Genomic DNA, 24288 nt, shown 5'->3' with positions numbered 1-24288 from the left:
AATTATTTACTTTCGTACCATATAAACGAACAATGAACAATTTACGTACATTTTATAACTTTTGGTATTTCTTCTTTTTTACGAAGCGAGACGGGGTTATTGTGTAGATAATTAATAACAATATAATTTTAAAATCCCGGATATAGCATCTGGGATTTTTTTTGTTCAAAAATTAAAATAGTATGTCATTAAAAATAGCCATTCAGGGTATTGAAAGTAGTTTTCATGACCTTGCCGTACAGCAGCTTTTTCCAGAGAAAAAAGTAAACTTAGTAACATGTTCTTCTTTTCGAGAGGTTGCAGATTCTTTAGAAAAGTATCGCGCAGATTTTGGCGTTCTCGCTATTGAAAATACCATAGCGGGATCTATTTTGCCTAACTACAATTTAATCGATGGAGGTGATTTTAAAATTCTTGGGGAAACCTTTTTAACGATTGACATGTATCTTATGGCACTAGAAGGGCAAACAATACATGATATAGATGAGGTGCATTCTCATCCTGTTGCATTACAACAATGCAGTGAGTATTTAAAAAGGTTACAACCCTATTGTAAGATTATTGAAGGAAAAGATACGGCTTCTGAGGCTAAAAATATTGTAGAAAAGAAATTAAAAGGAGTTGCTGCCATTGGAGGAAAACAAGTAGCACAAGCATATGGATTAACAATTTTAGATGCTAATATTCAAACTATTAAAGAGAATAAAACTCGATTTGTAGTGATTGGCAGAAAAGAGGGAGATGAAACAGGAACCAACAAGGCTACTTTAAAATTTCAGTTAGATCATAAAATAGGAAGTCTGTCTAATATATTACAGTTGTTGAGTACCTTTGAAATTAATTTAACCAAAATACAATCCTTCCCAATAGAGGGAAAACCTTGGCAATATGCCTTTTTTGTTGATGTGTTATTTAACAATTATAGCATTTTTAAAGAAGTTACTTTATTACTAGAAAAAGCAGTTAAAGAATTAAAAATATTGGGAGTTTACAAACAGAATTTGCAAAATGCTCCAACAGAGCTAGAAAAAGAATTGATATATGGAGAATAAGAAAGAATTACGCACTTGGTTAAATAAGATGGAACTAGTACACCCCTTGGTGATCGCTGGACCTTGTAGTGCTGAAACTGAAGAACAAGTATTAAAAATTGCACACCAGTTAAAAGATACAGATACTACGGTGCTAAGAGCGGGTATATGGAAACCTAGAACACGCCCTGGAAATTTTGAAGGCGTAGGTGCACTAGGTCTTAAGTGGTTGCAAAGAGCGAAAGACGAGACGGGTCTGTTAACAACTACAGAGGTTGCGAATGCGAATCATGTAGATCTTGCGTTACAACACGATGTAGATATTTTATGGATTGGCGCACGTACCACAGTATCGCCATTTATTGTTCAAGAAATAGCAGATGCTTTAAAAGGAACCGACAAAACGGTGCTAATTAAGAACCCTGTAAACCCAGATTTAGCATTGTGGCTTGGTGCTGTAGAGCGTTTTTATGAAGCAGATGTGAAAAACTTAGGAGTCATTCACAGAGGATTTTCTACCTATGAAAAAAACACCTATCGCAACAATCCTGAATGGCAAATACCCATCGATTTGCAAAATAGATTCCCAGATTTGCCACTTATTTTAGATCCATCTCACATTGCAGGCAGACGTGATCTTATATTCGATTTATGTCAAACCGCATTAGATCTCAATTACGATGGTTTGATGGTAGAAACGCATTTCGATCCTGATAATGCTTGGAGTGATGCAAAGCAACAAATTAGGCCAGGTACTCTAGAGCAAATGACCTTAGATTTACGCATTAGAGTGCAAGAAGGAGATGCGGTAGAGTTTAAAAATAAATTGAATACCCTACGTACTAAAATAGATGTACTAGATCATCAGCTTATAGAAACATTAGGTAAGCGCATGCGCATATCGGATGATATAGGAGCCCTTAAACAGGCAAATAATGTTGCCATTCTACAAACAAAGCGTTGGAATGAAATTTTAGGAAAAATGATTCTGGAAGGGGAGGAGTATCAATTAAGTGAAGAGTTTATTTTAAAGATATACAAAGCCATTCATCAAGAGTCTATTAACCATCAAAAAAACATTGTAAATCCTTCGTAGGCTATGGTGTATCTCTCATTTTTTTCTCAACTTTACACTTCATGAAAGGAGTTGTCTATAAATCTACTGGAAGTTGGTATACCGTGAAAGGGACCGATGACATCTTTTATGAGTGTAGAATTAAAGGAAAGTTTAGAATAGAAGGAATTAAAAGTACCAATCCAATTGCGGCTGGAGATCATGTTGTTTTTGAAGTAGAAACCAAGGGGGATGAAACTATTGGCGTGATTCATAAAATTGAGCCAAGAGAGAATTACATCATTCGTAAATCGGTTAATTTATCGAAGCAAACCCATATTATTGCCGCCAATGTCGATGTGGCTTTTTTGCTGGTAACTTTAAATAATCCACCTACGTTTACTTCTTTTATAGATCGTTTTTTGGTCACTGCAGAGGCCTATCATATCAAAGCAGTTTTGTTGTTTAATAAAATAGATACCTACAACGAAGAAGAAACACTAGAGATCAAATACCTTGCAGCTTTGTATCGAAGTATTGGCTATGAATGTCTCGGTATTTCTGCTACAACCGGTAAAAATATAAACAAGGTTAAAGAAATGATGCAGGGCAAAGTAGCTATGTTTTCTGGCCATAGTGGGGTAGGGAAATCAACGCTTGTAAATGCTTTAGAACCTAGTTTGTCTTTAAAGACTTCTGAAATTTCCTCCCAACACCAACAAGGACAACATACTACAACATTTGCAGAAATGTTTGATTTGTCTTTTGGCGCCAAAATAATCGATACCCCAGGGATAAAAGGTTTTGGTGTGGTAGAAGTAGAAAAGGAAGAATTAGGCGATTATTTTCCAGAATTTTTTGATTTAAAAGAACACTGTAAATTCAATAATTGCTTGCATACAGAAGAGCCTAAATGTGCTGTAAAAGATGCGCTAGAAAATGATACCTTGGCCTGGTCTCGCTATAAAAGTTACCTTCAAATTCTAGAAGGTGAAGAAGAACATTTCAGAAAAGATATTTATAATTCAAAAGAGTAGTTGCTTTTTTTCTTCGGAAATAGGAGCACCTTACGTTGCGTTAGTTTATGAGAGTAGTGATTCAAAGAGTAAAAGAAGCTTCTGTAAGTGTTGCGGGAACTAACATTTCAGCAATACAAAAAGGCTTCCTTATTTTGTTAGGTATTGAAGCTGCAGATACTCAAGAAGATATTGAATGGTTGGTGGGTAAAATATCAAAATTACGAGTGTTTTCAGATGCTGAAGGTGCTATGAGCTTATCTATTCAAGATATAGATGGGGATGTACTGGTGGTAAGTCAGTTTACGTTATATGCAAGCACTAAAAAAGGGAATAGACCCTCTTTTATAAAAGCGGCTAGACCTGATGTAGCTATTCCTCTTTATAAAGCTTTTGTGAAACTCATGGAGCATACCTTAGCAAAAAAAATATCGACAGGACAGTTTGGTGCCATGATGGATATAGCACTCATAAATGATGGTCCTGTTACCATAACAATCGATTCAAAGCACAAAGAATAATGGATATTAAAAATGCACAACAAGCCGTAGATACCTGGATTAAAAACCACGGAGTTCGCTATTTTAACGAGCTTACTAATATGGCGCAACTTACCGAAGAAGTTGGGGAAGTAGCACGTATCATCGCAAGGCGCTATGGAGAACAAAGTGAAAAAGAGAGTGATAAAAATAAAGACCTCGGAGAAGAATTGGCAGATGTAGTCTTTGTAGTTTTGTGCTTGGCTAACCAAACTGGAGTCGATTTACAAGATGCTTTTGATAAGAAACTTGATCTTAAAACAAAACGTGATCACGATAGACACCACAATAACGAAAAATTAAAATAATGTTTAAAAGAATAACCTCTCATAAGGGCTTTTGGAAATCTGTGGTGATGCTTACGTTGGCTTTTGCTATTGTGTTCTTTTTTATTCAATGGGCATTTACAGGTTTTAATAGCGGTTTTTTACAAGTGAGTCCAAGAACAGTTTTAGCATTGCTTGTAGGGGGAGTTATCTATGGTTTTGTAATGACTTATGGTAAGTTTTGGGCAAAGCTAAAACAGCAAGATCAAAAAAGATCATGATAGCTGCATTATCAAAGTATAGAACCACCCTTGAGGCTTCTTTGGTACTTTCTGGATCGAAGAGTGAAAGTAATAGATTGCTCATTTTACAAGCATTGTATCCTTCCATTACTATCGATAATCTTTCTACTAGTGATGATACCAAAGTACTACAAAAGGCTCTTTCTTTAAGTGAAAATGTATTAGATATACATCACGCAGGTACTGCTATGCGTTTTTTAACGGCATATTTGGCAGCTACTACTCAAAAAGAAGTGGTGCTTACTGGAAGTAAAAGAATGCAAGAACGCCCTATAGAAGTATTAGTTACTGCATTACGTGATTTAGGGGCACAAATTGAATATACGGCTACAGAAGGATATCCACCTATCAAGATAGCACCTGCTAGGCTAGGAAATAAGGTCACCATTCAAGCCCATGTGAGTAGTCAATACATCTCAGCTTTGTTGCTCATTGGTTCTCAACTAGAGGGCGGTTTAACAATTACCCTGGAAGGTGCTATTACCTCAAGACCTTATATAGAAATGACACTAGCACTTTTACACCAAATAGGCGTGTCTAGCTCTTTTGAAGGACAACAAATACAAGTAATGCCTTGTAAAGAGGACTTAAAAAAGAACATAACGGTGGAGTCAGATTGGAGCTCTGCTTCCTATTTTTATGGTTGTGTTGCTTTGTCAAAAAACGAACATATCACCTTGTCAAATTTCAAAGAAAATAGCTTGCAGGGTGATACTGCTTTGGTGAGTTTATATCAAAAACTAGGTGTTACAACAACGCGTTTAAATGAAAATACTATAGTTCTTTCAAAGAATAGTGACACGATAGAAGGCGTTTTTAAGGCAGATTTAATACGCACGCCAGATATAGCCCAAACCCTAGCAGTTACCTGTTTTGGCTTAGGGATTGCTTGCGAGTTAACGGGACTCCATACCTTAAAAATCAAGGAAACAGATCGGTTGTTGGCCTTGCAAAAAGAACTTACAAAGTTTGGCGCTACTGTAAAAGTAACAGAAGATACCTTGCAACTGGCAGCACATACCCTAGACTTTAATACTATTGCAGATTCAATTACCATACAAACCTATCAAGATCATAGAATGGCGATGGCCTTTGCGCCCTTAGCTCAGGTAACCTCTTTTTGCATCGAAGATCCAATGGTAGTCACAAAGTCGTATCCAGATTTCTATAAAGACCTAAAGAAAATAGGAATTAGAACTCAATTTTCAGAAGCATAAGTACTTCGGAAATATGAGCTGCATGGTCATGCTTTAGGGTGTTTTTAACCCGCTAACATTTCCGAAGAGAAAATACTTTCAATAATAAATGCTCATTTACTTGACAAGGCCTATCTCCAGATTGTATATTTGCTGCTTTTGATTTAAAATTCACACGATATTCTATGAAATTATCACACTTTCAATTTGATTTACCAAACGAATTATTAGCAGAGTACCCTGCTGAGAATAGAGACGAAGCTCGACTAATGGTCTTAAATAGAAAAGAGCAAACTATTGAGCATAAAATGTTTAAAGATCTTATCAATTATTTTGATGAAGATGATGTGTTGGTGATGAATAACACAAAGGTTTTTCCAGCACGTTTGTATGGAAACAAAGAAAAAACAGGTGCGAGAATTGAAGTATTTTTACTGCGCGAGCTAAATGCAGAAACCCGTTTGTGGGATGTACTAGTAGATCCAGCACGTAAAATACGAATTGGAAATAAGCTGTACTTTGGTGATGACGAAACACTAGTAGCAGAGGTAATTGATAATACTACGTCTAGAGGTAGAACGTTACGCTTCTTGTTTGATGGTTCGTATGAAGAGTTTAGAAATAAATTAACAGAGCTTGGTGAAACACCACTTCCAAAATACATTAAAAGAGATGTAGAGCCAGAAGATGCAGAGCGTTATCAAACTATTTTTGCCAAAGAAGAAGGGGCAGTAGCAGCACCAACTGCTGGATTGCACTTTTCTAAACATTTATTGAAGCGTCTAGAAATTAAAGGAGTTGATTTTGCTGAGGTTACATTACATGTTGGCTTAGGTACTTTTAGCGCCGTTGAGGTAGAAGATTTATCGAAACACAAAATGGATAGCGAAGAAATGCGCATTGACCAAAGTAGTGTGGATATTATTAATAGAGGTATTGAAAAGCAAAGAAGAATTTGTGCTGTAGGTACCACCGCAATGCGAGCATTAGAAAGTTCGGTGTCTTCTCAACACACATTAAACCCTTATTCTGGATGGACCAATAAGTTTATTTTTCCTCCTTACGATTTTAGTATTGCAAATGCTATGGTCACTAATTTTCATACCCCAAAATCAACCTTATTAATGATGGTGTCTGCGTTTGCAGGACATGAATTTATTAAGAAGGCATATGAGGAAGCTATCAAAGAAAAATATCGTTTTTTCTCATATGGTGATGCTATGTTGATTATATAATTTGGTATTCCAATATTTTTTTAAAAAGCGCTGCTATGCATATGGTGGCGCTTTTTTGTATTTGCCGCATTTTATAGTGGCTATTTGCTTGAAATAATGTATTTTAGTTGAGTTATTGTAATTTCTAATACTCTAATGAAAAAAACAGCTTTCATAATCTTGATTCTCTTAATGGCTTTGCCGCTTTTTGCGCAAAATCCAATAAGCTGGGATATGGACCTAGAAGCTAGTTCTGAAATCATTGAATTGACTGACATTGATATTGAAGAAATTGCACAAGAAGATGCTTTAAATGATCTATACAAAGATCAACCTTGGCGCTATGGTATTGAAAGAGAATTGACTATAGATATAAATACCCATGGTGTTTGGACTGAGCTTCCCGATGATGGAGGTCGTGTTTGGACTGCGGGTATAAAATCTCCAGAAGCAATTAATTTAAGTGTAAAGTTTAACGATATCTTTATTCCACAAGGAGGCCGTCTCCAGATGTTTAATGGCGATAGAACAGACTTCTCAAGGTCTTATGGAGCCTCAGAAAATACGCCAAACAATAAATTGAGTTCTTGGTTTGTTGAGGGAGATGTTATATGGATAGAGTACTTTGAACCTGCAGGAGTAACACAAATCACACGATTAAATATTGGCAGCATTATCCACGGATATAGAATGGGTAGAGTTACTCAATTTGTAGATCAAACACGAGGATTTAACGATAGTGGTGCCTGTAATTATGATGTAAATTGTCCAACTGGAGATGACTTTAGCGGGTATAAGGATGTTGTAAAAAAATCTGTTGCCTTACTAACCTTAGGAAACGGGTATTTATGTTCCGCTTCTTTGATAAACAATACAGCAGAAGATAAAAAACCTTTTTTGTTAACAGCAAATCATTGTTTGCAAAATAGTGATCCAACTTATTGGACAGTTCGTTTTAATTGGATGAGTCCTAGTCCTGTGTGTGCAGAAGAATTACCAAGTATAGATATACAAACAAACTTTACCATAAGCGGTGCAACCCTTCGTGCTAATAACTCGTTGAGTGACTTTGCTTTGGTTGAATTGGTAAATCCTGTTCCATCTTCTTGGGATATAGCTTTTGCTGGTTGGGATGTAAGCGATACAGCTCCTTTGTTTGAGGTTGGTATTCATCATCCTAATGGAGATATCATGAAAATTTGTAGAGACGATGATGGTGCTGTAAAGGAGAACGCAAATGGAACTCAGGTTTGGCTCATTGGTGGCGCCTCTGTTGGAACGGGTAATGGTTGGGAAATTGGTACAACAGAAAGTGGTTCTTCTGGTTCTCCTCTTTTTAATGAGTCGGGTAGAATTATTGGTCAGTTATATGCGGGGCAGTCTAATTGTAATGGCACTGAGAATAACAATGATTATGATATTTATGGACGTATCGGGGTGTCGTGGGATGCTGGAAATTCGCCAGAAACAAGATTAAAGGATTGGTTAGATCCAATAAATTCTGGACAGATTACTACCGAGTCACTTCAAAATATTCTTGGTTTACCAGACAATCAATTAATTGGTGTGTTAGAGATTTACCCAAATCCTGCAACAACAGCTATTACTATAAACAATACAAGATATCCAAACCTAGTGTATGGATTTTACAGTACTACAGGGCAGCGCCTCATGGGTGGTTCTCTTTCAAACACAAATAATGTGATGAACATAGAAAATTGTGCTAATGGAATATATTTTCTACATTTAATTGATGAGGATACGAATCAGCAAATCACAAAAAAAATAATTATTGACAAATAACTTTCTTCTGAAATGTTAGAAAAATGTCGTTTCTTAAAAGAATAAGAAGCGATTTTTTTATTCCTGAAATTCGCGTTAAATAATAGTATTTTTGTAACACCATGAGTGAGACTAAAAAAGACATACGAGCATTATCTAAACAAGAATTACGTGCTTTCTTTGAGAGTACAGGAGATAAAGCATTTAGAGGGAATCAAGTATATGAGTGGCTATGGAGCAAGAGTGCCCATACATTTGAAGAGATGACCAATTTGTCTAAAGAAACAAGAAATCATTTAGAGGAGCATTTTGTAATTAATCATATAAAGGTAGATACCATTCAAAGAAGTACCGATGGTACCATCAAAAATGCCGTAAAGCTCCATGATGGTCTTATTGTAGAATCGGTGCTTATTCCAACCGAAGCTAGAACTACTGCCTGTGTTTCATCTCAAGTTGGATGTAGTTTGGATTGCAAATTTTGTGCAACGGCAAGGTTAAAACGTATGCGTAATTTAAATCCTGATGAAATTTATGATCAGGTTGTTGCTATAGACAGGGAAAGTAAATTATATCACAATAAACCTTTGTCTAATATCGTCTTTATGGGGATGGGAGAGCCACTGATGAATTATAAAAATGTACTGGCTGCTATCTCAAAAATCACCTCTCCAGAAGGTTTAGGAATGTCTCCTAAAAGAATTGTAGTGTCTACTTCTGGTGTTCCAAAAATGATTAAAAAAATGGCAGATGATGAAGTTAAGTTTAACTTGGCTGTTTCATTACATTCTGCAATACAAGAAACAAGAGAGCAAATTATGCCTTTTGCAAAGTCTTTTACCTTAGAAGACCTAAAAGATGCACTTATCTATTGGTATGAAAAAACTTCAAAAAAAGTAACCTACGAGTATGTGGTTTGGAAGGGTATTAATGATGCTAAAAAAGATGTACAAGCCCTAATTAGATTTTGTAGCTATGTTCCTTGTAAGGTAAATATCATAGAGTATAATCCTATTGATGATGGTGTGTTTCAGCAAGCTAGCACAGAGGGGCTTGAGATGTATATTTCTATGTTAGAAAAGGCTAGAATACCAGTGACAGTTCGAAGGAGTAGGGGGAAAGATATTGATGCGGCTTGTGGCCAATTGGCAAACAAACAATAAATAAAAAGAGCACTATTTTCATAGCGCTCTTTAATAATATGTAGTTTCTAATTTCTTAGATTACTTTACAAATTTGAAAGTCTTTTCAGCACCATCAATTGCTACAGTAGCGATGTAAACTCCAGTGTTAAGACCACTAAGGTTTACTTGAGCATTTGTAGAAGATAAGTTCTGAGAAATAACTTGCTTTCCAGAGATGTCATATACCATTACACTGTTCATCGCAGAAGTTGCTTTCAAGTTTAGTTGGTTGTCAGCTACAAACTGTACAAATCCGTTAAATGCTTGATCGTCTGTTCCTAATGTTTCACCAACAGTTACAGTAGCTTCTGGAGTTGCATCAAAAGCAAAACCTTTCACAGTATAGGTTCCTGTAGCAGCGTCAGTTGTAAAGTCCATGTGTACCCATCCAAAGTGAGAGTTTCCAGCGAAATCAAAAACAAGACCTAAATATACATCTTCTTCAGTTCCACAAAACTCAGAGTTACTGTAAGCACATCCGTAAAAGTTTAAATCTCCTCTTACACCAGCATCTGTTCTTGGGCTAGCAGTATCAATCTCGTCTCCAGCAAACAATAATTGAGGGTATTGGTAGTTACCAGCTGGTATACCAACAAAAGCTCCTCCGTTAGGGTTGTCCATTTCGTCTCTTGGTCTAGTTACAAAAGAAAGACCACCTGCAGCTTCTGCGATTGTGATAGAGAAATCTGCAGTTCCATCATCGTTTAAATCAATGTTGTAACGTCCACCGTTAGCATCACCAGGAGCTAAAGTAGTATCTTCAACATCTGTGTAAACAATTTGTCCAGAAGCAACAGCAGTAGCTAAGATAGCAGCTGACATTGACGAATAATTTCTTAATTTTTTTGTAGTAATTTTTTTCATTATTGATAATTATTAAGTTACATTGTTTCTAAAAAAAAAAGGGCTTTAACTCACTATAATTCTTAGAATTTGAGATAAATTTACCTAAATTTTAACACAAGACAAAATATTTAGAATATAATTAAGAAAGTATGACTAAAAAGAAGGTTGATCCTAAGGCAGAAATAGAGATAAAAAACATTCCAGTTAGCGGTTCTTTATCGTTGTTGGCATTTGGTGATGTTGCCTTTAAACAGTGGCGTAAGGTGAAAGTAGAGGCTAATATTTCAAAAAGAAAATAATTGATAATTGATGAAGAAAAAAAATAAGTTTTTAGTAATAGGTTGGGATGCTGCAGATTGGCAAATAATTGGTCCTTTATTGGCAAAAGGGCTCATGCCTTCGCTAAAAAAAATTATCGATAATGGTGTTTACGGAAATATGAGTACCATGAACCCGCCTTATTCTCCAATGCTGTGGACTTCTGTGGCAACAGGTAAAACAGCAGATAAGCATGGAGTCTTAGGTTTTGTAGAAATCATGCCAGATTTGGGAGGTGTTCGCTCTGTAACAACACACTCTAGAAAGACCAGAGCTCTCTGGAATATTATGCATCATGAAGGGTATAAAAGTAATCTAGTAGGTTGGTGGCCTAGTTTTCCAACCGAGCCTATAAATGGGGTAGTCATTTCTGATAAATTTCAGAAAGTACATGCAGATCCAGAAAAGAGAAAACCCATACATCCAGATGCAATTCATCCTAAAGAAGAAATGAAAAACTTTCATGATTTAAGGATGTTCCCTACAGAAGTAACTCCAGAGCATATATTGCCTTTTATTCCAAATGCTGCAAAAATTGATCAGAGTAAAGATCATTTACTTGTTGCTTTTGCAAATATTCTTGCACACAACGTTTCTGTGCATAATGCAGCTACACGTTTATTAAGGACAAGTGAATGGGATTTTATGGCTGTATACTTTGATATGATAGACCATTTTTGCCATACATTTATGAAGTTTCATCCTCCAAAACAAAACGGAGTAGAGCAAGATAAATATGAAATCTATAAGGAAGTCATCAATGGAGCTTACCGCTTCCAAGACATGATGTTGGGAAGAAAACTTCAACTTATTGATGAGGATACCACGGTTTTAGTGATGAGTGACCACGGTTATGAATCTGGTGATAGACGTATTTTAGACATGCCCAAAATTAACGCGGCGCCAGCTTTGGAGCATAGAAATTTTGGGATGTTTGCTGCCATGGGGCCAAACATCAAGAAAAACACAAAACTTTACGGGTTAGGCTTAATGGATATTGCACCTACCATTTTACACCATTTTAACTTACCTATTGGTAAGGACATGGATGGTAGGGTTATTGGCGAAATGTTTGAGGATTTTCAAACTCCAAAATATATAGAAAGTTGGGATAAAGTCGAAGGAGATTTCGGAGAGCTAGATAAAGATACAGAGGTAGATGCATTGTCAGATCAGGAGGCAATGCAACAGCTTATTGAATTAGGATATATTGACGCGCCAGATGAAGATAGAACGACAGCAATTCATAAAACAAAATGTGACCTCCAACACAACTTAGCAACAGTGTATAAGGGAAATAGAAATTATGATAAAGCCGAAAAGATATTATTAGAATTAATTCAAGAAAAGGAGCCAATAGATGTAACAGAATTCTACAGAGATCTTGTAGCTATTAATATCGCAAAGAAAGATTTTCTTAAAGCTGCAGAGTATTTTGATAAAATGAAGAAAGTAAATACCAAAATAAGGTATAACCTTTTCTTTATTGAAGCCGAAATTTTAGAAGGATTGGGCTATACGGATAAAGCGTTGGCAGTTTTACAAGCTGCTTTAAAAGAAAGATCCGATATTTCTGAGCTTTGGTATCGTGTGGGTATTCTTCAGTATAAAATGGGAGACTTTACTCTTGCACGAACTTCTTTTGAAGGTGCTATCGATAGAATGCAAGACATGGCAAAATACCATCGCGTATTGGCAGAAACACTCTATAAACTAAAAGAATACGAAGAGGCAGTAGACTATGCTATTACTAGTATTGAGTTAGTGCATAATGTTGCTGCGGCGCATTACATTCTTGCACAATCACTTGAGAAACTTGGAGATTTAGAAAATGCAAAAATGGCTTACACTACTGCTGCTAGTTTAACCAAGATGAAAAGTGCTAAAGAAAAAATGGCACTTGAAAATATAGAAGAAAAACTTAAAGAAGTAGCTCTTGTAGACAAAAGTACCACGAAATACAGAGAGAATCAAATTGTATTGGTATCGGGTCTTCCAAGATCTGGAACTTCTTTAATGATGCAGATGCTAAATAAGGGTGGTTTAGAGCCTCTAGTAGATGGCGTGCGAGAAGCTGATATTTCAAACCCAAAAGGGTATTTTGAGTACGAACCCGTCATGAAACTGCATACCGACAATACCTGGTTGGGAGATGCTCAAAATAAAGTGGTTAAAATTGTAGCTCCGCTCTTAAAATATCTAGATCCGCAATACAGATACAAAATTATTTTTATGAAGCGTGACCTTCCAGAAATTATAAAGTCACAAAGAGTAATGACCGGTAAAGATGATGGAGACATGCCAATAACATTGTTTAATTCGTATGTGAGATTACTTCAAAACATAGAGAGTTGGAAAGAACAAGAGCCAAACATCGAAATGATATATGTGGATTATAAAGAAACCCTTGAAAATCCTAATAAAACATTAGAGAAAGTAACTAGTTTTATAGGGACACCTCTAGATACAGAGGCAATGGCTAGTTGTGTAGATAGATCTCTTTATAGAAACAAAGGCACTAAATAAATTGTATTGCCTTGTCTAACAAAACCCAATAGCATTTTTTTGTGTTATTGGGTTTTACTTTTTAGCTATCTTTGAACTACACATGAAAGTCGTCGCGCAAATAAAACTTCCTATAGAAGATGAAATGGAACTTTTCGAAAAGAAATTTTCGAACTCCATGACTTCCAAAGTGTCGCTTCTTAATAGAATTACACATTATGTTGTAAATAGAAAAGGAAAACAAATGCGACCCATGTTTGTGTTCTTAATTGCCAAAATGAATAATGATGGTGTAGTTAACGAACGTACTTATAGAGGAGCCTCAGTCATCGAACTTATTCACACTGCAACCTTAGTCCATGATGATGTTGTAGATGATAGTGACCGAAGAAGAGGGTTCTTCTCCATCAATGCGCTCTGGAAAAATAAAATTGCCGTCTTAGTTGGGGATTTTTTATTATCGAAAGGCTTATTGCTTTCTATAGATAACAATGATTTCGATTTGCTTAAAATTATCTCAGTAGCAGTACGTGAAATGAGTGAAGGCGAACTCCTTCAAATAGAAAAGGCAAGAAGTTTAGACATTACAGAAGCTGTCTATTTTGAGATTATTCGTCAAAAAACAGCAACGCTCATTGCAGCCTGCTGTGCTATGGGAGCAAAATCTGTAGAAGCTAACCCCGAGCAAGTAGAGGCCATGCGTACCTTTGGGGAACTCATTGGTATTGCTTTTCAAATTAAAGACGACTTGTTTGACTACGGAAGTGCAGCTATAGGGAAACCTACAGGAATAGATATAAAGGAGCAAAAAATGACGCTCCCACTTATTTATGCCCTCAACAATGCAAGTCCAAAAGAGAAAAGCTGGCTTATTAATTCGGTAAAAAATCATAACAAAGATAAAAAGCGTGTCAAAGAAGTGATTGCCTTTGTAAAAGAGCATGGCGGTCTCCAATATGCTGTTACGCAAATGAAAGATTACCAGCAACGAGCTTTGAAAATTCTTCATACCTATCCAAGTTCACCTTACAGAGATGCTCTAGAGCTTATGGTGAATTATGTTATTGAGCGAAAGAAATAGAATTAATTTGTCTTCGGAAATTTTATTGGGTGTAAATTGCTTTAAAACAATAAGTTAGAGACTGCATCTTGACTTTTTTAATTATTTTCAATTTTTTAGGCAACCAAAACAAAAGATCCTGCGTCTTTAAAAATAGAAACCATCGCATCGCGTATTTTGAAACTCATTTCATTACATAAAAACTATACATCTCTCATTGCCAAAGCTGGTAAAAATGATAGAAGAGCACAGCAACAATTGTTTGAGCTTTTTTCTCCTAAGATGTTAAGCGTTTGTAGAAAATACATGAAGTCTACAGAGCGAGCAGAAGAAGTAATGATTACGGGTTTCTTTAAAGTATTTACCAACCTACAATCGTTTAAAGCCGAAGGTAGTTTTGAAGGATGGATACGCCGAATTATGGTAAATCAATGTATTTCGCAACTACGAAAAGATAAAAAGTTAGATTTTAATGATACTACAGTGATAGAAAACTCTATAGAACACGTATCGTATCAAGAAACAAATTTTGAAGTAGACGAAATTCAAAAAATCATAGACACCTTACCTAATGGTTATAAAACAGTTTTTGTCTTGCATGCCATTGAAGGATACAAACATAGCGAAATAAGTGAGCTATTACAGATTAGCGAAAGCACTTCTAAAACACAGTTGTTTAAAGCGCGAAAGCTATTACAAAAGCAAATTACAGCACAACAAAAAATAAAGTATGGAACCCACTAAATTTGAAGAGCACAGCCGAGAGAAGTTTGAGGAGCGCGAATTACAGCCTTCTGCGACTGCTTGGGATCGCCTAGAAAAAATGTTGGATGCAGAAGCACCCACAAAGAAAAAATCACCTTTTCCTTGGTTTGCCATTGCGGCTTCATTTGTAGGATTTGTGATTATCGCCTCTATAGTTTTTAAGAACTCAGACAAGATTGGTAGCCCCGATTTTGTAGAAGAAACAACTCCTACAGAAGTGCTAGAAACTAAAGGAGTAATTCCTCAAGAAAACAAAATAATACAAACAGAAGAACAAACAGAAGGCTTAGCAAGTACTAATGAAACCACAAACAACGTCGAGTCAAACCAAGAAGCTGTTAAGCAAAAAGGAACTGCAATCCAATACAATACTTCAGAAAAAGAAAGGGTAGCATCTGCAGCTAATGCAAACAAAAAGCAAGCAGCACCTAATAAACAACAACAAAAATCTGGAGCAGTACCATTTCAGAAACCTAAAAATGCAATTGCATACCATACAACTGTAAAGGAAGAAGTGCCAATACCTATACCTAACATTTCAGAAAATAAATTAAATCCGAATTCTAATAAAACGCCAGAAGTAGGAAAGGAAGCAATTGCAACAACTGATGCTGCAAAAGCCACAGATGTAGATGCTCTTTTAAAGCAAGCGCAACAAAAGTTAAAAGAAAACTCAGATTTAAAAACTCAAAAAGTAGATGCCATGGCTTTGCTGGGAGATATCGAGTTAAACAGGGAGCAGTCGTTACGTACAAAGGTTATATATGCATTAGGCGAAGGGTTTGAATACGTAAAATCTAACGTGGTAGCAACGGGTAACTAATACCAACAAAAAACAAAATAATTCATTCATCAATCATGTAGTGTCATACTCCCGCGCTTCGGCGGGGGAGGGTACCTACGTAATCATTAAAAAAAAACAATATGAAATCAATTACATTTATTACAGGAATTGCATTGTGGATAGCCTCAAGTATGCTGGCCATAGCTCAAGAAACAGAAACCGTAGACGAGAGTGTTCTAGAACGAATTGAAACGCTCGAAAAGGGAAAGCAAGAAATTATTGACGAAGAAAAAAGATTGCTTTCCAACGAGGTGAGCGACATTGAAGACCGTCTCGCTGCCAATGAAATTTCTGCCGACGAAGCTGAAAATTTAAAGCAAGAAGTTGCCAAGAAAAGAGCTTTAAATATCGAAAACAAGACAGCTATTTTAGATAATAAAATTGCTTTATTGCGCCGCAATGGAGGTGATTATGATTCCTTTAATGTGAAAGTGAAATTTAATGACAAGAAGATTTTTAGGAGCGATGGACATGTGTCGAGTCATTTAAATAGAACGTTTTCTTCAACAGTAATCTCTTTTGGTCTCAATAACGCTATCATTGACGGACAGTCTTTAGATGATTCTCCATACAGAGTAGGGGGTAGTAGATATTTTGAAATTGGACATGCTTGGACGACTCGAGTGTTGAAAAATGCTGGTTGGTTTAGAGTAAAATACGGATTGTCATTTCAGTTCAATGGGTTAAAGCCTGAAGGAAATAAATATGTGGTGACAACCAGTGGAACACCAGTATTAGAAGAATATCCTTTAGACCTTGATAAATCTAAAATACGCCAAGACAACTTGGTAATTCCATTACATTTTGAGTTTGGTCCAGCAAAAAGAGTAGAGAAGAATGGTAAAACATACTTTAATACCCATAGCCAAGTAAAAATTGGATTGGGTGGATATGCCGGATTAAATTTAAACACCATCCAGAAGCTAAAATTTGAAGAAAACGGTCAAGACGTAAAAGAAAAGACAAAGCTAAATTCATCTACCAACAACTTTGTATATGGTTTGAGTGGTTATTTTGGCTGGGATACCATGTCTCTATACGTAAAGTATGATCTAAATCCGATCTTTAAAAACGGGCCAGAACAGCGTAATGTTTCTGCCGGAGTTCGATTTGATTTCGACTAATTTTTTATGTGTTAGTTAGTCTTTAAAAGCGTTGTGTAAACAGCGCTTTTTTTTATGCTGAAATATGACACACATTTTATATATTGACAGTTCATTTGTGTAGTTTTACATTCTTGTTTGATACCTATGATAAGTCGATCCACCATAGATACTGTTTTTGAAACTGCTCGCGTAGAGGAGGTAATTGGCGATTTTGTACAACTCAAAAAATCGGGTAGTAACTTTAAAGGATTAAGTCCGTTTAGTGAAGAAAGAACACCCAGTTTTATGGTGTCGCCAGTAAAGCAGATCTGGAAAGATTTCTCCAGTGGTAAAGGAGGCAATGCGGTTACCTTTTTAATGGAACATGAACATTTCACCTATCCTGAAGCCATCAAGTATCTTGCAAAAAAGTATGGGATAGAAATAGAAGAAACAGAACAGTCAGACGAGCAAAAAGAACAAGCCAATACACGAGAAAGTTTGTATCTGGTCAATGAATATGCTACCCAATACTTTCATACTAACTTATTAAAAACAGAGCCCGGGAAAGCTATTGGACTCTCTTATTTTAAAGAGCGTGGTTTTACACAAGAAACCATAGAAAAATTTAAGCTAGGATATTCTATCGATGGATGGTCTGCTTTTACAGATCAGGCTATTAAAAAGGGCTATAAGCTCAACTTTTTGGAGCAAACGGGGCTCACTATAGTTAAAGAGGAGAAGCAGTTCGATCGTTTTAAAGGGCGTGTCATGTTTCCTATTCTAAGCATGAGTGGGCGTACCTTGGGTTTTGGAGGTAGAATTTTAACCAACGATAAAAAGGCAGCCAAATACCTAAACTCTCCAGAGAGTGAGGTCTATCACAAAAGCAAGGTCTTGTATGGTATTTACCATGCAAAGCAAAGTATTGCCAAAGAAGATAATTGTTATTTAGTAGAAGGCTATACGGATGTCATTCAATTTGCACAACGAGGAATAACCAATGTCGTTTCTTCTTCAGGTACAGCATTAACACCCGAGCAGATTCGATTAATTAATAGGCTTACTCAAAATATTACGGTACTGTTTGATGGTGATGCAGCAGGTTTAAGAGCTTCCATTCGAGGCGTGGATCTTATCCTTGAACAAGGTATGAATGTCAAAATTTGCACCTTTCCAGAAGGAGAAGATCCAGATAGCTTTGCAAAGAACAATACCTTAGATGTGTTGCAAACCTATTTGGCAGAACATGCACAAGATTTTATTTCGTTTAAAGCGTCGTTACTTGCCAAAGAAGCGGTCAATGATCCTATAAAAAAGGCAGAAACGATTCGCGATATGGTTGTGAGTATTTCAAAGATACCCGATAATATAAAGCGAGAAATCTACATTAAAGAATGTGCGCGTATTATGGATATTGGAGAAGAAGTGCTCTTTAATACCTTAGCGCAACTACTACAAAAAGATGCCAACGAAGCTGCTAAGAAAAACAAGCAACCACAGCAAGCTTTTGATGTAATAACACCAGCAAAAACACCTGCTAAAAAAGTAGATCCTCTTTTTGAGTTAGAACGAAAAATAATAGAATTATTATTGTTATATGGAACCTCTGAAGAAGAATTTGAAGACCTTATTCTTGAAGCTAATGAGCAAGGAGAAATTTCATTTAAGCCAGAAATAAGCACGAATAAGGTTTTTGAAAAAATCTATCTAGACCTTCAAGACGATGAAATTGAGTTTACGAACACTACTTTTAAAGCCTTGTATACAGAAATTATTACACAATTAAATCAAGGGAAGGATTTTCAGGTAGATACCTTTATAAATGATTTAGAAGCTCCGCAAGCAAGTCTTGTCTCTGATATATTGATGGATGATGAGAAGCACGCGCTGCACGATTGGGAACGTATGGAGATTTATGTGAAAGATAAAAAGACGGGAGTGGCACAAGTGGTAAATGAAACCATACTCAATTTACGAAGGTTCTTAATAAGCTTAAAAATTAAGGATTTAATAAACTCACCTGTCGAAGATGGTGCCTATAAAGATAGAAGCGTGTTAGAAACCGTAAAGGATTATAACACACTACATAGTATTTTATCAGAAAAATTAAGACGGGTTATCTAGTTTGTTTTCTTTTTCGGCAATGGAAAAAGAATAATTAGAAAAAAAATAGCGTGTTAGAAACCGTAAAGGATTATAACACGCTGCATTATATTTTATAAGAAAAATGAAAACGGAAACTCTAGACTATCCAAATTGGAACATTCTAGATTGGTGTATTAAATCGGCTAGATTGTCTACTTTCAATTTCTTTAATAATCTTGTTTTGTAGGTGCTTACCGTTTTTTCGTTAATGTCTAATGCATTGGCAATGTCTTTATTTCTTTTACCGCTAGACAATAAGTTAAGAACTTCAATTTCTCTAGAAGAAAGTTTCTTGTAACGGCTTATCGCATTACTTTCTCCTACATTTCTACTTGTAAATGTAGAGGTGAGTTCTTCATTTAAGAAAATACCTCCTTTTGCAATTTGTTTCATTGCTTTTAAGAAGGTTTTGGTGGATGCTGTTTTTGGAACATATCCTGCAGCACCTGATTTGATAGAACGTAACGCGTAAATTTCTTCTGGATGTGTTGAGAAGATCAACACACGCATTCCTGGGAACTCAGTTTTAATATTTCGTAACGCATTAATTCCATTAATTTGTGGAATATCAATCTCCATAATAAGAATATCTGGAGTGTTGGTTCTTAAGCTATCGTATAATTCTTCAGCATTACTCGCTTTCCCAATAATCGAAAAGTTTTCATTTTTTTTGAGCATACAAGTTATTCCCTTTCTTGTAACTGGATGATTATCGGCTATAAATACGGTCTTCATTTTTCTAGTTTTAGTGTTACACTTATATAAAGTGGGGAAAATTAAGCGTGAGGTTGTAATACTTATACTACAAAATCAAAAGTAAATAATACAATCGTAGCTTCTTTCTCTTTTCGTTATAACACTAGAAAAATCGTTTAAAAACTAAAATTAGGCAAAATCTGACGGTATTTTGCAAACTGGGATAGGATTCATTTTATGTTGATTAGCCCTATTAAGTCTAGTGTAAATCTCAAAAACCTCCTTTTTTCTACCTACAAAATCACTAGGGTTTTTTCCTACAGCCTGCATGTGCATTGCCCATTCTAATTCGTCATAGCTTGCACCTATTTGATCTTCATCGGTTCGGCTATCTCCAAAGAGCCCGTCGGTAGGGGCAGCTTTTAATATAGCTGCAGGAACTTGTATATGTGCACCTACGGCATATACTTCACTTTTCATTAAATCTGCTATCGGACTCAAATCAACCCCACCATCTCCATACTTGGTGTAAAATCCAACACCAAAATCTTCTACTTTATTTCCAGTTCCTGCAACCAAATACTTATGAAGCCCAGCAAAATAATATAAGGTAGTCATTCTTAATCGAGCTCTTGTGTTTGCAAGAGAAAGATCGAGTAGGGCGTTGCCTTCTGGATCTGGAACTTGTTTTTTGAAACCTTCAAATACAGGCGTGAGATCTACTTCTGTGCTCGATACATTATCAAAGCGATCTTTTAATTGCGCAATATGCTCTTGCGCTCTAGTTACTTGACTTATGGCTTGATGAATGGGCATTTCTACACAGAGTGTAGGGAATCCGGTCATGGCACAAAGTGTTGAGGTCACGCCACTATCAATGCCTCCGCTTACGCCTACTACAAAGCCTTCCATGCCAGCATTTGTTGCATAATCTTTTAACCAGTTTACAATATATTCTGTTACTTTTTCTACCTGCATCGTATTGGTTTTTTGTTTAAAACAGCTTCGGAAATTTTAAAATTTCCGAAGTAATTAAAAGGTCACTATTCCTGTTAAAAGTGTATTTTTGTGCTTTCTAAAACCGAAAAAAATACCTTCTCTGTAAAATTAATAAAAAGGTATTGAGTTCTATACCATAGAACCTTTATATTATGCAAAAGTTTATTTTTTTTATTTGTTTTGTTGCATTGTTTGGATGCACAAAAACAAGTACCCTAGAAACAGAAATTTCTAAAATTCCTGTAGATGTCACTGTGATTCGTTTTGATAAAGAATTTGCAAACAGCACTGTGAGTGATCTTCCTGTCTTGAAAAAGAAGTTTCCTATGTTTTTTTCAAGTAAGACTCCAGATAGTATTTGGGAGTTACGTATTCAAGAACCTTTACAAAAGGAAATGGCTGCAGAGATTTCAAAATTGTTTCCAGACGAGACCGAATTGGCAGATAAATTAGGTTCGTTATTTCAACATATAAAGTATTATTTTCCAAGATTTAGAGTGCCTACCACAGTTACATTGATTAACGATGTAGACTATAAAAATAGAGTGATGGTGGCTTCAGATACCTTATTGTTACTTTCATTAGATAACTATTTAGGAGCAGAGCATCGCTATTATACAGACATTAAAAAATACATTTCAAAAAATTTAAAGGCATCTCAATTAGAAAGTGACATTGCAAAAGCCTATGCGCAGCAATATGTCTCGCCACCCAATAAGAACACCTTCTTAGAACAGGTTATTTACTTCGGGAAACAGTTGTACTTACAAGATGCATGGTTGCCCTCTGTGAGTGATGCCTCCATAATTGGATACACAGAAGAAGAATGGAAATGGGCCCAAGATAATGAGGTAGAAATGTGGCGTTATTTTATTGAGAAAGAATTGTTGTTTAGCACCAATCCAAAGCTAACCCCAAGGTTCATTTCTAATGCGCCTTTCTCAAAGTTCTACCTAGAACTAGATAACGAATCCCCAGGTATGGTAGGTCGCTATATTGGTTGGCAAATAGTACGTTCTTTTATGGATAACAACGATATTACATTACAGCAATTATTGGTTCTCGATGCAGAAGCACTCTTTAAAAAATCTAAATACAAACCCAAGAAATAATGGCAGCACAACACAAATCACAAATCACTATTGATGTTTCACTTGACGAAAATAAAGTGCCAGAAAAATTGCACTGGACAGCTAAAGATGGTGGTATAGAAAACCAAGAAACCAAAGCAATGTTGTTGTCTGTTTGGGACCAAAAAGCCAAAGAGTCTTTGCGCATTGATTTATGGACCAAAGACATGCCGCTTGATGAAATGAAAATCTTCTTTCACCAAACCTTAAGCGCTATGGCAGATACCTTTCATCGTGCTACCAACGATGAAAAAATGACAGCAACCATGAAAGATTTTTGCGATTATTTTGCTGAAAAATTAGAGCTCGTTAAGAAGTAAGCGTATACTATGAAGCTTATTTTTATTTACAATGCAAACTCAGGTGCTGTAAATGCTATGCTAGATAGTGCGCACAAATTGCTAAGTCCGAGCACCTATGATTGCAAATTATGTGATATCACCTTCGGGCTATTTTCTGAAAATAAAAAATGGAAGTCATTTCGAGAGACAACTCCTATAGAAATGATTTTTCTTCATAAAGATGAATTTTTAAAGCAATACAATTCGAAATGGTTGCCAAAATATACCTTTCCGCTCATTCTCTCTGAGGAAAATCAGGAACTTCATATTTTTATGAGTGCTAGTGATTTTGAGTCTATTGCTACAGAAGAGGAATTAATAGAAGCAATTAAGGTAAGAATGTAATGCTGTGAACTGATGTCTTAGTTAAGATCGTTCATTTCTTCATTGACAGATTCAATGTAGTCTACTAATGCTTCCTTTCCAGTTCTATTGCTAGAAGAAGTGATAAAATATTGTGGCATTTCTTCCCAGGTTTCAAGCATTTTTTCAATATAAGCCTCTACATTTCTCGTGAGTGCATTTGGTTTCAACTTATCGGCTTTTGTGAAGATAATTTGAAAAGGAATTCCAGCTTCTCCTAAGTAGTGCATAAAATCAACATCAACGGGCTGGGGTTCATGTCTGCAATCTATTAATACAAAAGCAAGTACTAATTGTGCGCGCTTTTCAAAATAATCGGTGATAAATTTCTGGAAGGTTTTTTTCGCTTTTTTAGAAACACGTGCATATCCGTATCCAGGTAAATCTACGAGATACCAGTTTTTATTAATCAAAAAATGATTGATCAGTTGCGTTTTTCCTGGGCGCCCCGAGGTTTTAGCCAAGTTTTTTCGATCTACCAACATATTAATGAGCGATGATTTCCCCACATTACTACGACCAATAAAAGCGTATTCGGGTATGCGATCTTTGGGGCATTTTGCTACATCGCTATTACTCATTACAAATTCTGCAGATTTTATTTTCATACTGTGGGTATGTTAACTTCGGAAATATAAGGCAAATACTACTTGTTATGCGGCATTAAAACTCGCGCTTATGAAGCCAAGCTAGTAATATTTCATTGAATTGCTTTGGATGTTCCATCATGGATGCATGACCACATTTGTCTATCCAAAACAAGTCGCTGTCTGGAAGCTTTTCATGAAACTCATCGGCAACTTCTGGTGGCGTTACTGTGTCGTTTTTACCCCAGATAATACAGGTAGGCGTATCCATTTCTGGTAAATCTTTCCCCATATTATGACGTATAGCACTTTTGGCGATAGAAAGCGTACGTATTAACTTTGACCTGTCATTTACAGTATTGTAAACATCATCAACCAACTCTGGTGTAGCAATAGATGCATCATAAAAAACGCCTTCGGTTTTTTTACGAATGTATTCTCTATCACCACGTTTTGGGTAGCTTTCTCCCATAGCGCTCTCATACAAACCACTACTTCCGGTAAGTACCAGTCCTTTTACGTGTTCTGGGTAGTATTTTGTGTATAATAAACCAATGTGTCCCCCTAGGGAATTTCCGACCAAAATAACCTGTTCAAACTTTTTGTGAATGATAAATTCTTTTAAAAATTTCGCAAAGTTACGTACGTTCGTTTTTAACAACGGTAGGGTGTACAGAGGCAATTCTGGTATGATAACCTTGTATCCTTTTTCTGGAAAAAAATTGGCAACACCATCAAAATTACTGAGGCCTCCCATCAATCCATGTAAGATAATGATTGGGGTTCCTTCACCAATTTCTACGTAATTAAATTTTCCTTCTTTCTTTAGTTGATGCGTCATTAAATGAGTCAGGTTATAAAAACAAAAATACACTTTTTTTATTCAAAATAAGCGCCTCTTTTTTTTGGCAAATAACAGCACATTTTTAAAGAAGTATGTTGTTGAAATCCCACTTTTAGTTTTTAAATAATCGATTGCAAATCAGAAGCATAGCCTCTTTTCTTCTTTCTGAAATT

The 24288-nt window shown here is 36.0% G+C and carries 25 protein-coding genes; 20 read left to right on the top strand and 5 right to left on the bottom strand.

All coding sequences use genetic code 11. The features are described 5' to 3' along the window. The first annotated feature begins 182 nt into the window (after positions 1-182). The 10 genes from ACY2RS_RS08955 to rlmN all read left to right on the top strand — a co-directional run bounded on the left by ACY2RS_RS08955 (position 183) and on the right by rlmN (position 9563). Positions 183-1052, top strand: coding sequence for a prephenate dehydratase (locus ACY2RS_RS08955; protein ID WP_490098303.1), 870 nt, complete (start codon positions 183-185; stop codon positions 1050-1052). After that, positions 1042-2127, top strand: coding sequence for a chorismate mutase (locus ACY2RS_RS08950; RefSeq protein ID WP_490098302.1), 1086 nt, complete (start codon positions 1042-1044; stop codon positions 2125-2127). Before ACY2RS_RS08955 ends, ACY2RS_RS08950 begins: the two co-directional genes overlap by 11 nt. Positions 2128-2168: 41 nt before the next feature. After that, a complete protein-coding gene (rsgA, locus tag ACY2RS_RS08945) occupies positions 2169-3122 on the top strand; it encodes a ribosome small subunit-dependent GTPase A (RefSeq protein WP_490098301.1) in 954 nt (317 codons plus the stop codon). Between the two features lie 47 nt (positions 3123-3169). Next, positions 3170-3622 carry a D-aminoacyl-tRNA deacylase gene (dtd, locus tag ACY2RS_RS08940; protein ID WP_490098300.1) on the top strand — a complete coding sequence of 151 codons (453 nt, stop codon included), beginning with the start codon at positions 3170-3172 and terminating at the stop codon, positions 3620-3622. After that, positions 3622-3948 carry a nucleotide pyrophosphohydrolase gene (locus tag ACY2RS_RS08935; protein ID WP_490098299.1) on the top strand — a complete coding sequence of 109 codons (327 nt, stop codon included), beginning with the start codon at positions 3622-3624 and terminating at the stop codon, positions 3946-3948. Before dtd ends, ACY2RS_RS08935 begins: the two co-directional genes overlap by 1 nt. Continuing rightward, positions 3948-4187 (top strand): hypothetical protein, encoded by a 240-nt coding sequence (locus ACY2RS_RS08930; RefSeq protein WP_490098298.1) that lies wholly within the window; start codon positions 3948-3950, stop codon positions 4185-4187. The genes ACY2RS_RS08935 and ACY2RS_RS08930 overlap by 1 nt, the downstream gene beginning before the upstream one ends. Next, positions 4184-5425 (top strand): 3-phosphoshikimate 1-carboxyvinyltransferase, encoded by a 1242-nt coding sequence (locus tag ACY2RS_RS08925; protein ID WP_490098297.1) that lies wholly within the window; start codon positions 4184-4186, stop codon positions 5423-5425. Before ACY2RS_RS08930 ends, ACY2RS_RS08925 begins: the two co-directional genes overlap by 4 nt. 164 nt (positions 5426-5589) lie before the next feature. Further along, positions 5590-6639 (top strand): tRNA preQ1(34) S-adenosylmethionine ribosyltransferase-isomerase QueA, encoded by a 1050-nt coding sequence (gene queA, locus ACY2RS_RS08920; RefSeq protein WP_490098296.1) that lies wholly within the window; start codon positions 5590-5592, stop codon positions 6637-6639. 159 nt (positions 6640-6798) lie between these two features. Beyond that, positions 6799-8421: a T9SS type A sorting domain-containing protein gene (locus tag ACY2RS_RS08915; RefSeq protein ID WP_490098295.1), complete on the top strand. Its 1623-nt coding sequence runs from the start codon at positions 6799-6801 to the stop codon at positions 8419-8421. A gap of 101 nt (positions 8422-8522) precedes the next feature. Then, on the top strand, positions 8523-9563 hold the full coding sequence (rlmN, locus tag ACY2RS_RS08910; protein ID WP_490098294.1) for a dual-specificity RNA methyltransferase RlmN: 1041 nt from the start codon (positions 8523-8525) through the stop codon (positions 9561-9563). 60 nt (positions 9564-9623) lie between these two features. On the opposite strand, the gene ACY2RS_RS08905 is transcribed toward rlmN, so the two are convergent. Then, the gene (locus ACY2RS_RS08905; protein ID WP_490098293.1) at positions 9624-10448 is read right to left on the bottom strand and encodes a T9SS type A sorting domain-containing protein; all 825 of its coding nucleotides are present in this window, start codon (positions 10446-10448) and stop codon (positions 9624-9626) included. A 131-nt stretch (positions 10449-10579) separates the two neighbouring features. On the opposite strand from ACY2RS_RS08905, the gene ACY2RS_RS08900 reads away from it, so the two are divergent. The 7 genes from ACY2RS_RS08900 (at position 10580) to dnaG (ending at position 19134) form a co-directional block, all read left to right on the top strand. After that, the gene (locus ACY2RS_RS08900; RefSeq protein WP_490098292.1) at positions 10580-10729 is read left to right on the top strand and encodes a hypothetical protein; all 150 of its coding nucleotides are present in this window, start codon (positions 10580-10582) and stop codon (positions 10727-10729) included. A gap of 10 nt (positions 10730-10739) precedes the next feature. Further along, the gene (locus ACY2RS_RS08895; RefSeq protein ID WP_490098291.1) at positions 10740-13274 is read left to right on the top strand and encodes an alkaline phosphatase family protein; all 2535 of its coding nucleotides are present in this window, start codon (positions 10740-10742) and stop codon (positions 13272-13274) included. Between the two features lie 82 nt (positions 13275-13356). Next, on the top strand, positions 13357-14334 hold the full coding sequence (locus tag ACY2RS_RS08890; RefSeq protein WP_490098290.1) for a polyprenyl synthetase family protein: 978 nt from the start codon (positions 13357-13359) through the stop codon (positions 14332-14334). Positions 14335-14490: 156 nt separating this feature from the next. After that, complete coding sequence (locus ACY2RS_RS08885) at positions 14491-15057, top strand: RNA polymerase sigma factor (protein WP_490098289.1); 567 nt, start codon at positions 14491-14493, stop codon at positions 15055-15057. Continuing rightward, positions 15044-15901: a hypothetical protein gene (locus tag ACY2RS_RS08880; RefSeq protein ID WP_490098288.1), complete on the top strand. Its 858-nt coding sequence runs from the start codon at positions 15044-15046 to the stop codon at positions 15899-15901. Before ACY2RS_RS08885 ends, ACY2RS_RS08880 begins: the two co-directional genes overlap by 14 nt. A gap of 101 nt (positions 15902-16002) precedes the next feature. Beyond that, entirely contained in the window at positions 16003-17046 is a 1044-nt protein-coding gene (locus ACY2RS_RS08875) for a hypothetical protein (protein ID WP_490098287.1), read from the top strand. 126 nt (positions 17047-17172) lie between these two features. After that, positions 17173-19134, top strand: a complete 1962-nt coding sequence (dnaG, locus tag ACY2RS_RS08870) for a DNA primase (RefSeq protein WP_490098286.1) — start codon at positions 17173-17175, stop codon at positions 19132-19134. Between the two features lie 123 nt (positions 19135-19257). Here dnaG and ACY2RS_RS08865 read toward each other — a convergent pair whose 3' ends face one another. Then, positions 19258-19890: a response regulator gene (locus tag ACY2RS_RS08865; RefSeq protein ID WP_490098285.1), complete on the bottom strand. Its 633-nt coding sequence runs from the start codon at positions 19888-19890 to the stop codon at positions 19258-19260. Between the two features lie 150 nt (positions 19891-20040). Next, on the bottom strand, positions 20041-20829 hold the full coding sequence (gene nadE / locus ACY2RS_RS08860; protein ID WP_490098284.1) for an NAD(+) synthase: 789 nt from the start codon (positions 20827-20829) through the stop codon (positions 20041-20043). Between the two features lie 173 nt (positions 20830-21002). Here nadE and gldB point away from each other — a divergent pair, with 173 nt between their 5' ends. From gldB to ACY2RS_RS08845, 3 genes are read left to right on the top strand one after another with little or no spacing between them, the layout of a single operon-like run. Next, positions 21003-21962 (top strand): gliding motility lipoprotein GldB, encoded by a 960-nt coding sequence (gene gldB, locus ACY2RS_RS08855; RefSeq protein ID WP_490098283.1) that lies wholly within the window; start codon positions 21003-21005, stop codon positions 21960-21962. Next, entirely contained in the window at positions 21962-22300 is a 339-nt protein-coding gene (gldC, locus tag ACY2RS_RS08850; protein ID WP_490098282.1) for a gliding motility protein GldC, read from the top strand. Before gldB ends, gldC begins: the two co-directional genes overlap by 1 nt. A gap of 9 nt (positions 22301-22309) precedes the next feature. Continuing rightward, complete coding sequence (locus ACY2RS_RS08845; RefSeq protein WP_490098281.1) at positions 22310-22666, top strand: GTPase; 357 nt, start codon at positions 22310-22312, stop codon at positions 22664-22666. A 17-nt stretch (positions 22667-22683) separates the two neighbouring features. Here ACY2RS_RS08845 and yihA read toward each other — a convergent pair whose 3' ends face one another. Both yihA and ACY2RS_RS08835 read right to left on the bottom strand, forming a co-directional pair. Next, on the bottom strand, positions 22684-23292 hold the full coding sequence (gene yihA, locus ACY2RS_RS08840; RefSeq protein WP_490098280.1) for a ribosome biogenesis GTP-binding protein YihA/YsxC: 609 nt from the start codon (positions 23290-23292) through the stop codon (positions 22684-22686). Positions 23293-23347: 55 nt separating this feature from the next. After that, entirely contained in the window at positions 23348-24112 is a 765-nt protein-coding gene (locus ACY2RS_RS08835; RefSeq protein ID WP_490098279.1) for an alpha/beta fold hydrolase, read from the bottom strand. Positions 24113-24288 lie beyond the last annotated feature (176 nt).

Source organism: Patiriisocius sp. 208BN25-11 (assembly GCF_058147145.1).
The sequence above is the reverse complement of the archived record's forward strand: the minus strand, read 5'-3'. Positions and strand labels throughout refer to the sequence as shown.

What these genes read in the sequence shown, in the direction of transcription:
- gldC (WP_490098282.1), top strand. Translation starts at nt 21,962, where the DNA reads ATGGCAGCACAACACAAATCACAAATCACTATTGATGTTTCACTTGAC.
- ACY2RS_RS08935 (WP_490098299.1), top strand. Translation starts at nt 3,622, where the DNA reads ATGGATATTAAAAATGCACAACAAGCCGTAGATACCTGGATTAAAAAC.
- gldB (WP_490098283.1), top strand. Translation starts at nt 21,003, where the DNA reads ATGCAAAAGTTTATTTTTTTTATTTGTTTTGTTGCATTGTTTGGATGC.
- ACY2RS_RS08925 (WP_490098297.1), top strand. Translation starts at nt 4,184, where the DNA reads ATGATAGCTGCATTATCAAAGTATAGAACCACCCTTGAGGCTTCTTTG.
- ACY2RS_RS08845 (WP_490098281.1), top strand. Translation starts at nt 22,310, where the DNA reads ATGAAGCTTATTTTTATTTACAATGCAAACTCAGGTGCTGTAAATGCT.
- ACY2RS_RS08835 (WP_490098279.1), bottom strand. Translation starts at nt 24,112, where the DNA reads ATGACGCATCAACTAAAGAAAGAAGGAAAATTTAATTACGTAGAAATT.
- queA (WP_490098296.1), top strand. Translation starts at nt 5,590, where the DNA reads ATGAAATTATCACACTTTCAATTTGATTTACCAAACGAATTATTAGCA.
- yihA (WP_490098280.1), bottom strand. Translation starts at nt 23,292, where the DNA reads ATGAAAATAAAATCTGCAGAATTTGTAATGAGTAATAGCGATGTAGCA.
- ACY2RS_RS08905 (WP_490098293.1), bottom strand. Translation starts at nt 10,448, where the DNA reads ATGAAAAAAATTACTACAAAAAAATTAAGAAATTATTCGTCAATGTCA.
- dtd (WP_490098300.1), top strand. Translation starts at nt 3,170, where the DNA reads ATGAGAGTAGTGATTCAAAGAGTAAAAGAAGCTTCTGTAAGTGTTGCG.
- ACY2RS_RS08875 (WP_490098287.1), top strand. Translation starts at nt 16,003, where the DNA reads ATGAAATCAATTACATTTATTACAGGAATTGCATTGTGGATAGCCTCA.
- ACY2RS_RS08930 (WP_490098298.1), top strand. Translation starts at nt 3,948, where the DNA reads ATGTTTAAAAGAATAACCTCTCATAAGGGCTTTTGGAAATCTGTGGTG.
- rsgA (WP_490098301.1), top strand. Translation starts at nt 2,169, where the DNA reads ATGAAAGGAGTTGTCTATAAATCTACTGGAAGTTGGTATACCGTGAAA.
- ACY2RS_RS08900 (WP_490098292.1), top strand. Translation starts at nt 10,580, where the DNA reads ATGACTAAAAAGAAGGTTGATCCTAAGGCAGAAATAGAGATAAAAAAC.
- ACY2RS_RS08955 (WP_490098303.1), top strand. Translation starts at nt 183, where the DNA reads ATGTCATTAAAAATAGCCATTCAGGGTATTGAAAGTAGTTTTCATGAC.
- rlmN (WP_490098294.1), top strand. Translation starts at nt 8,523, where the DNA reads ATGAGTGAGACTAAAAAAGACATACGAGCATTATCTAAACAAGAATTA.
- ACY2RS_RS08880 (WP_490098288.1), top strand. Translation starts at nt 15,044, where the DNA reads ATGGAACCCACTAAATTTGAAGAGCACAGCCGAGAGAAGTTTGAGGAG.
- ACY2RS_RS08865 (WP_490098285.1), bottom strand. Translation starts at nt 19,890, where the DNA reads ATGAAGACCGTATTTATAGCCGATAATCATCCAGTTACAAGAAAGGGA.
- ACY2RS_RS08890 (WP_490098290.1), top strand. Translation starts at nt 13,357, where the DNA reads ATGAAAGTCGTCGCGCAAATAAAACTTCCTATAGAAGATGAAATGGAA.
- nadE (WP_490098284.1), bottom strand. Translation starts at nt 20,829, where the DNA reads ATGCAGGTAGAAAAAGTAACAGAATATATTGTAAACTGGTTAAAAGAT.
- ACY2RS_RS08950 (WP_490098302.1), top strand. Translation starts at nt 1,042, where the DNA reads ATGGAGAATAAGAAAGAATTACGCACTTGGTTAAATAAGATGGAACTA.
- ACY2RS_RS08895 (WP_490098291.1), top strand. Translation starts at nt 10,740, where the DNA reads ATGAAGAAAAAAAATAAGTTTTTAGTAATAGGTTGGGATGCTGCAGAT.
- dnaG (WP_490098286.1), top strand. Translation starts at nt 17,173, where the DNA reads ATGATAAGTCGATCCACCATAGATACTGTTTTTGAAACTGCTCGCGTA.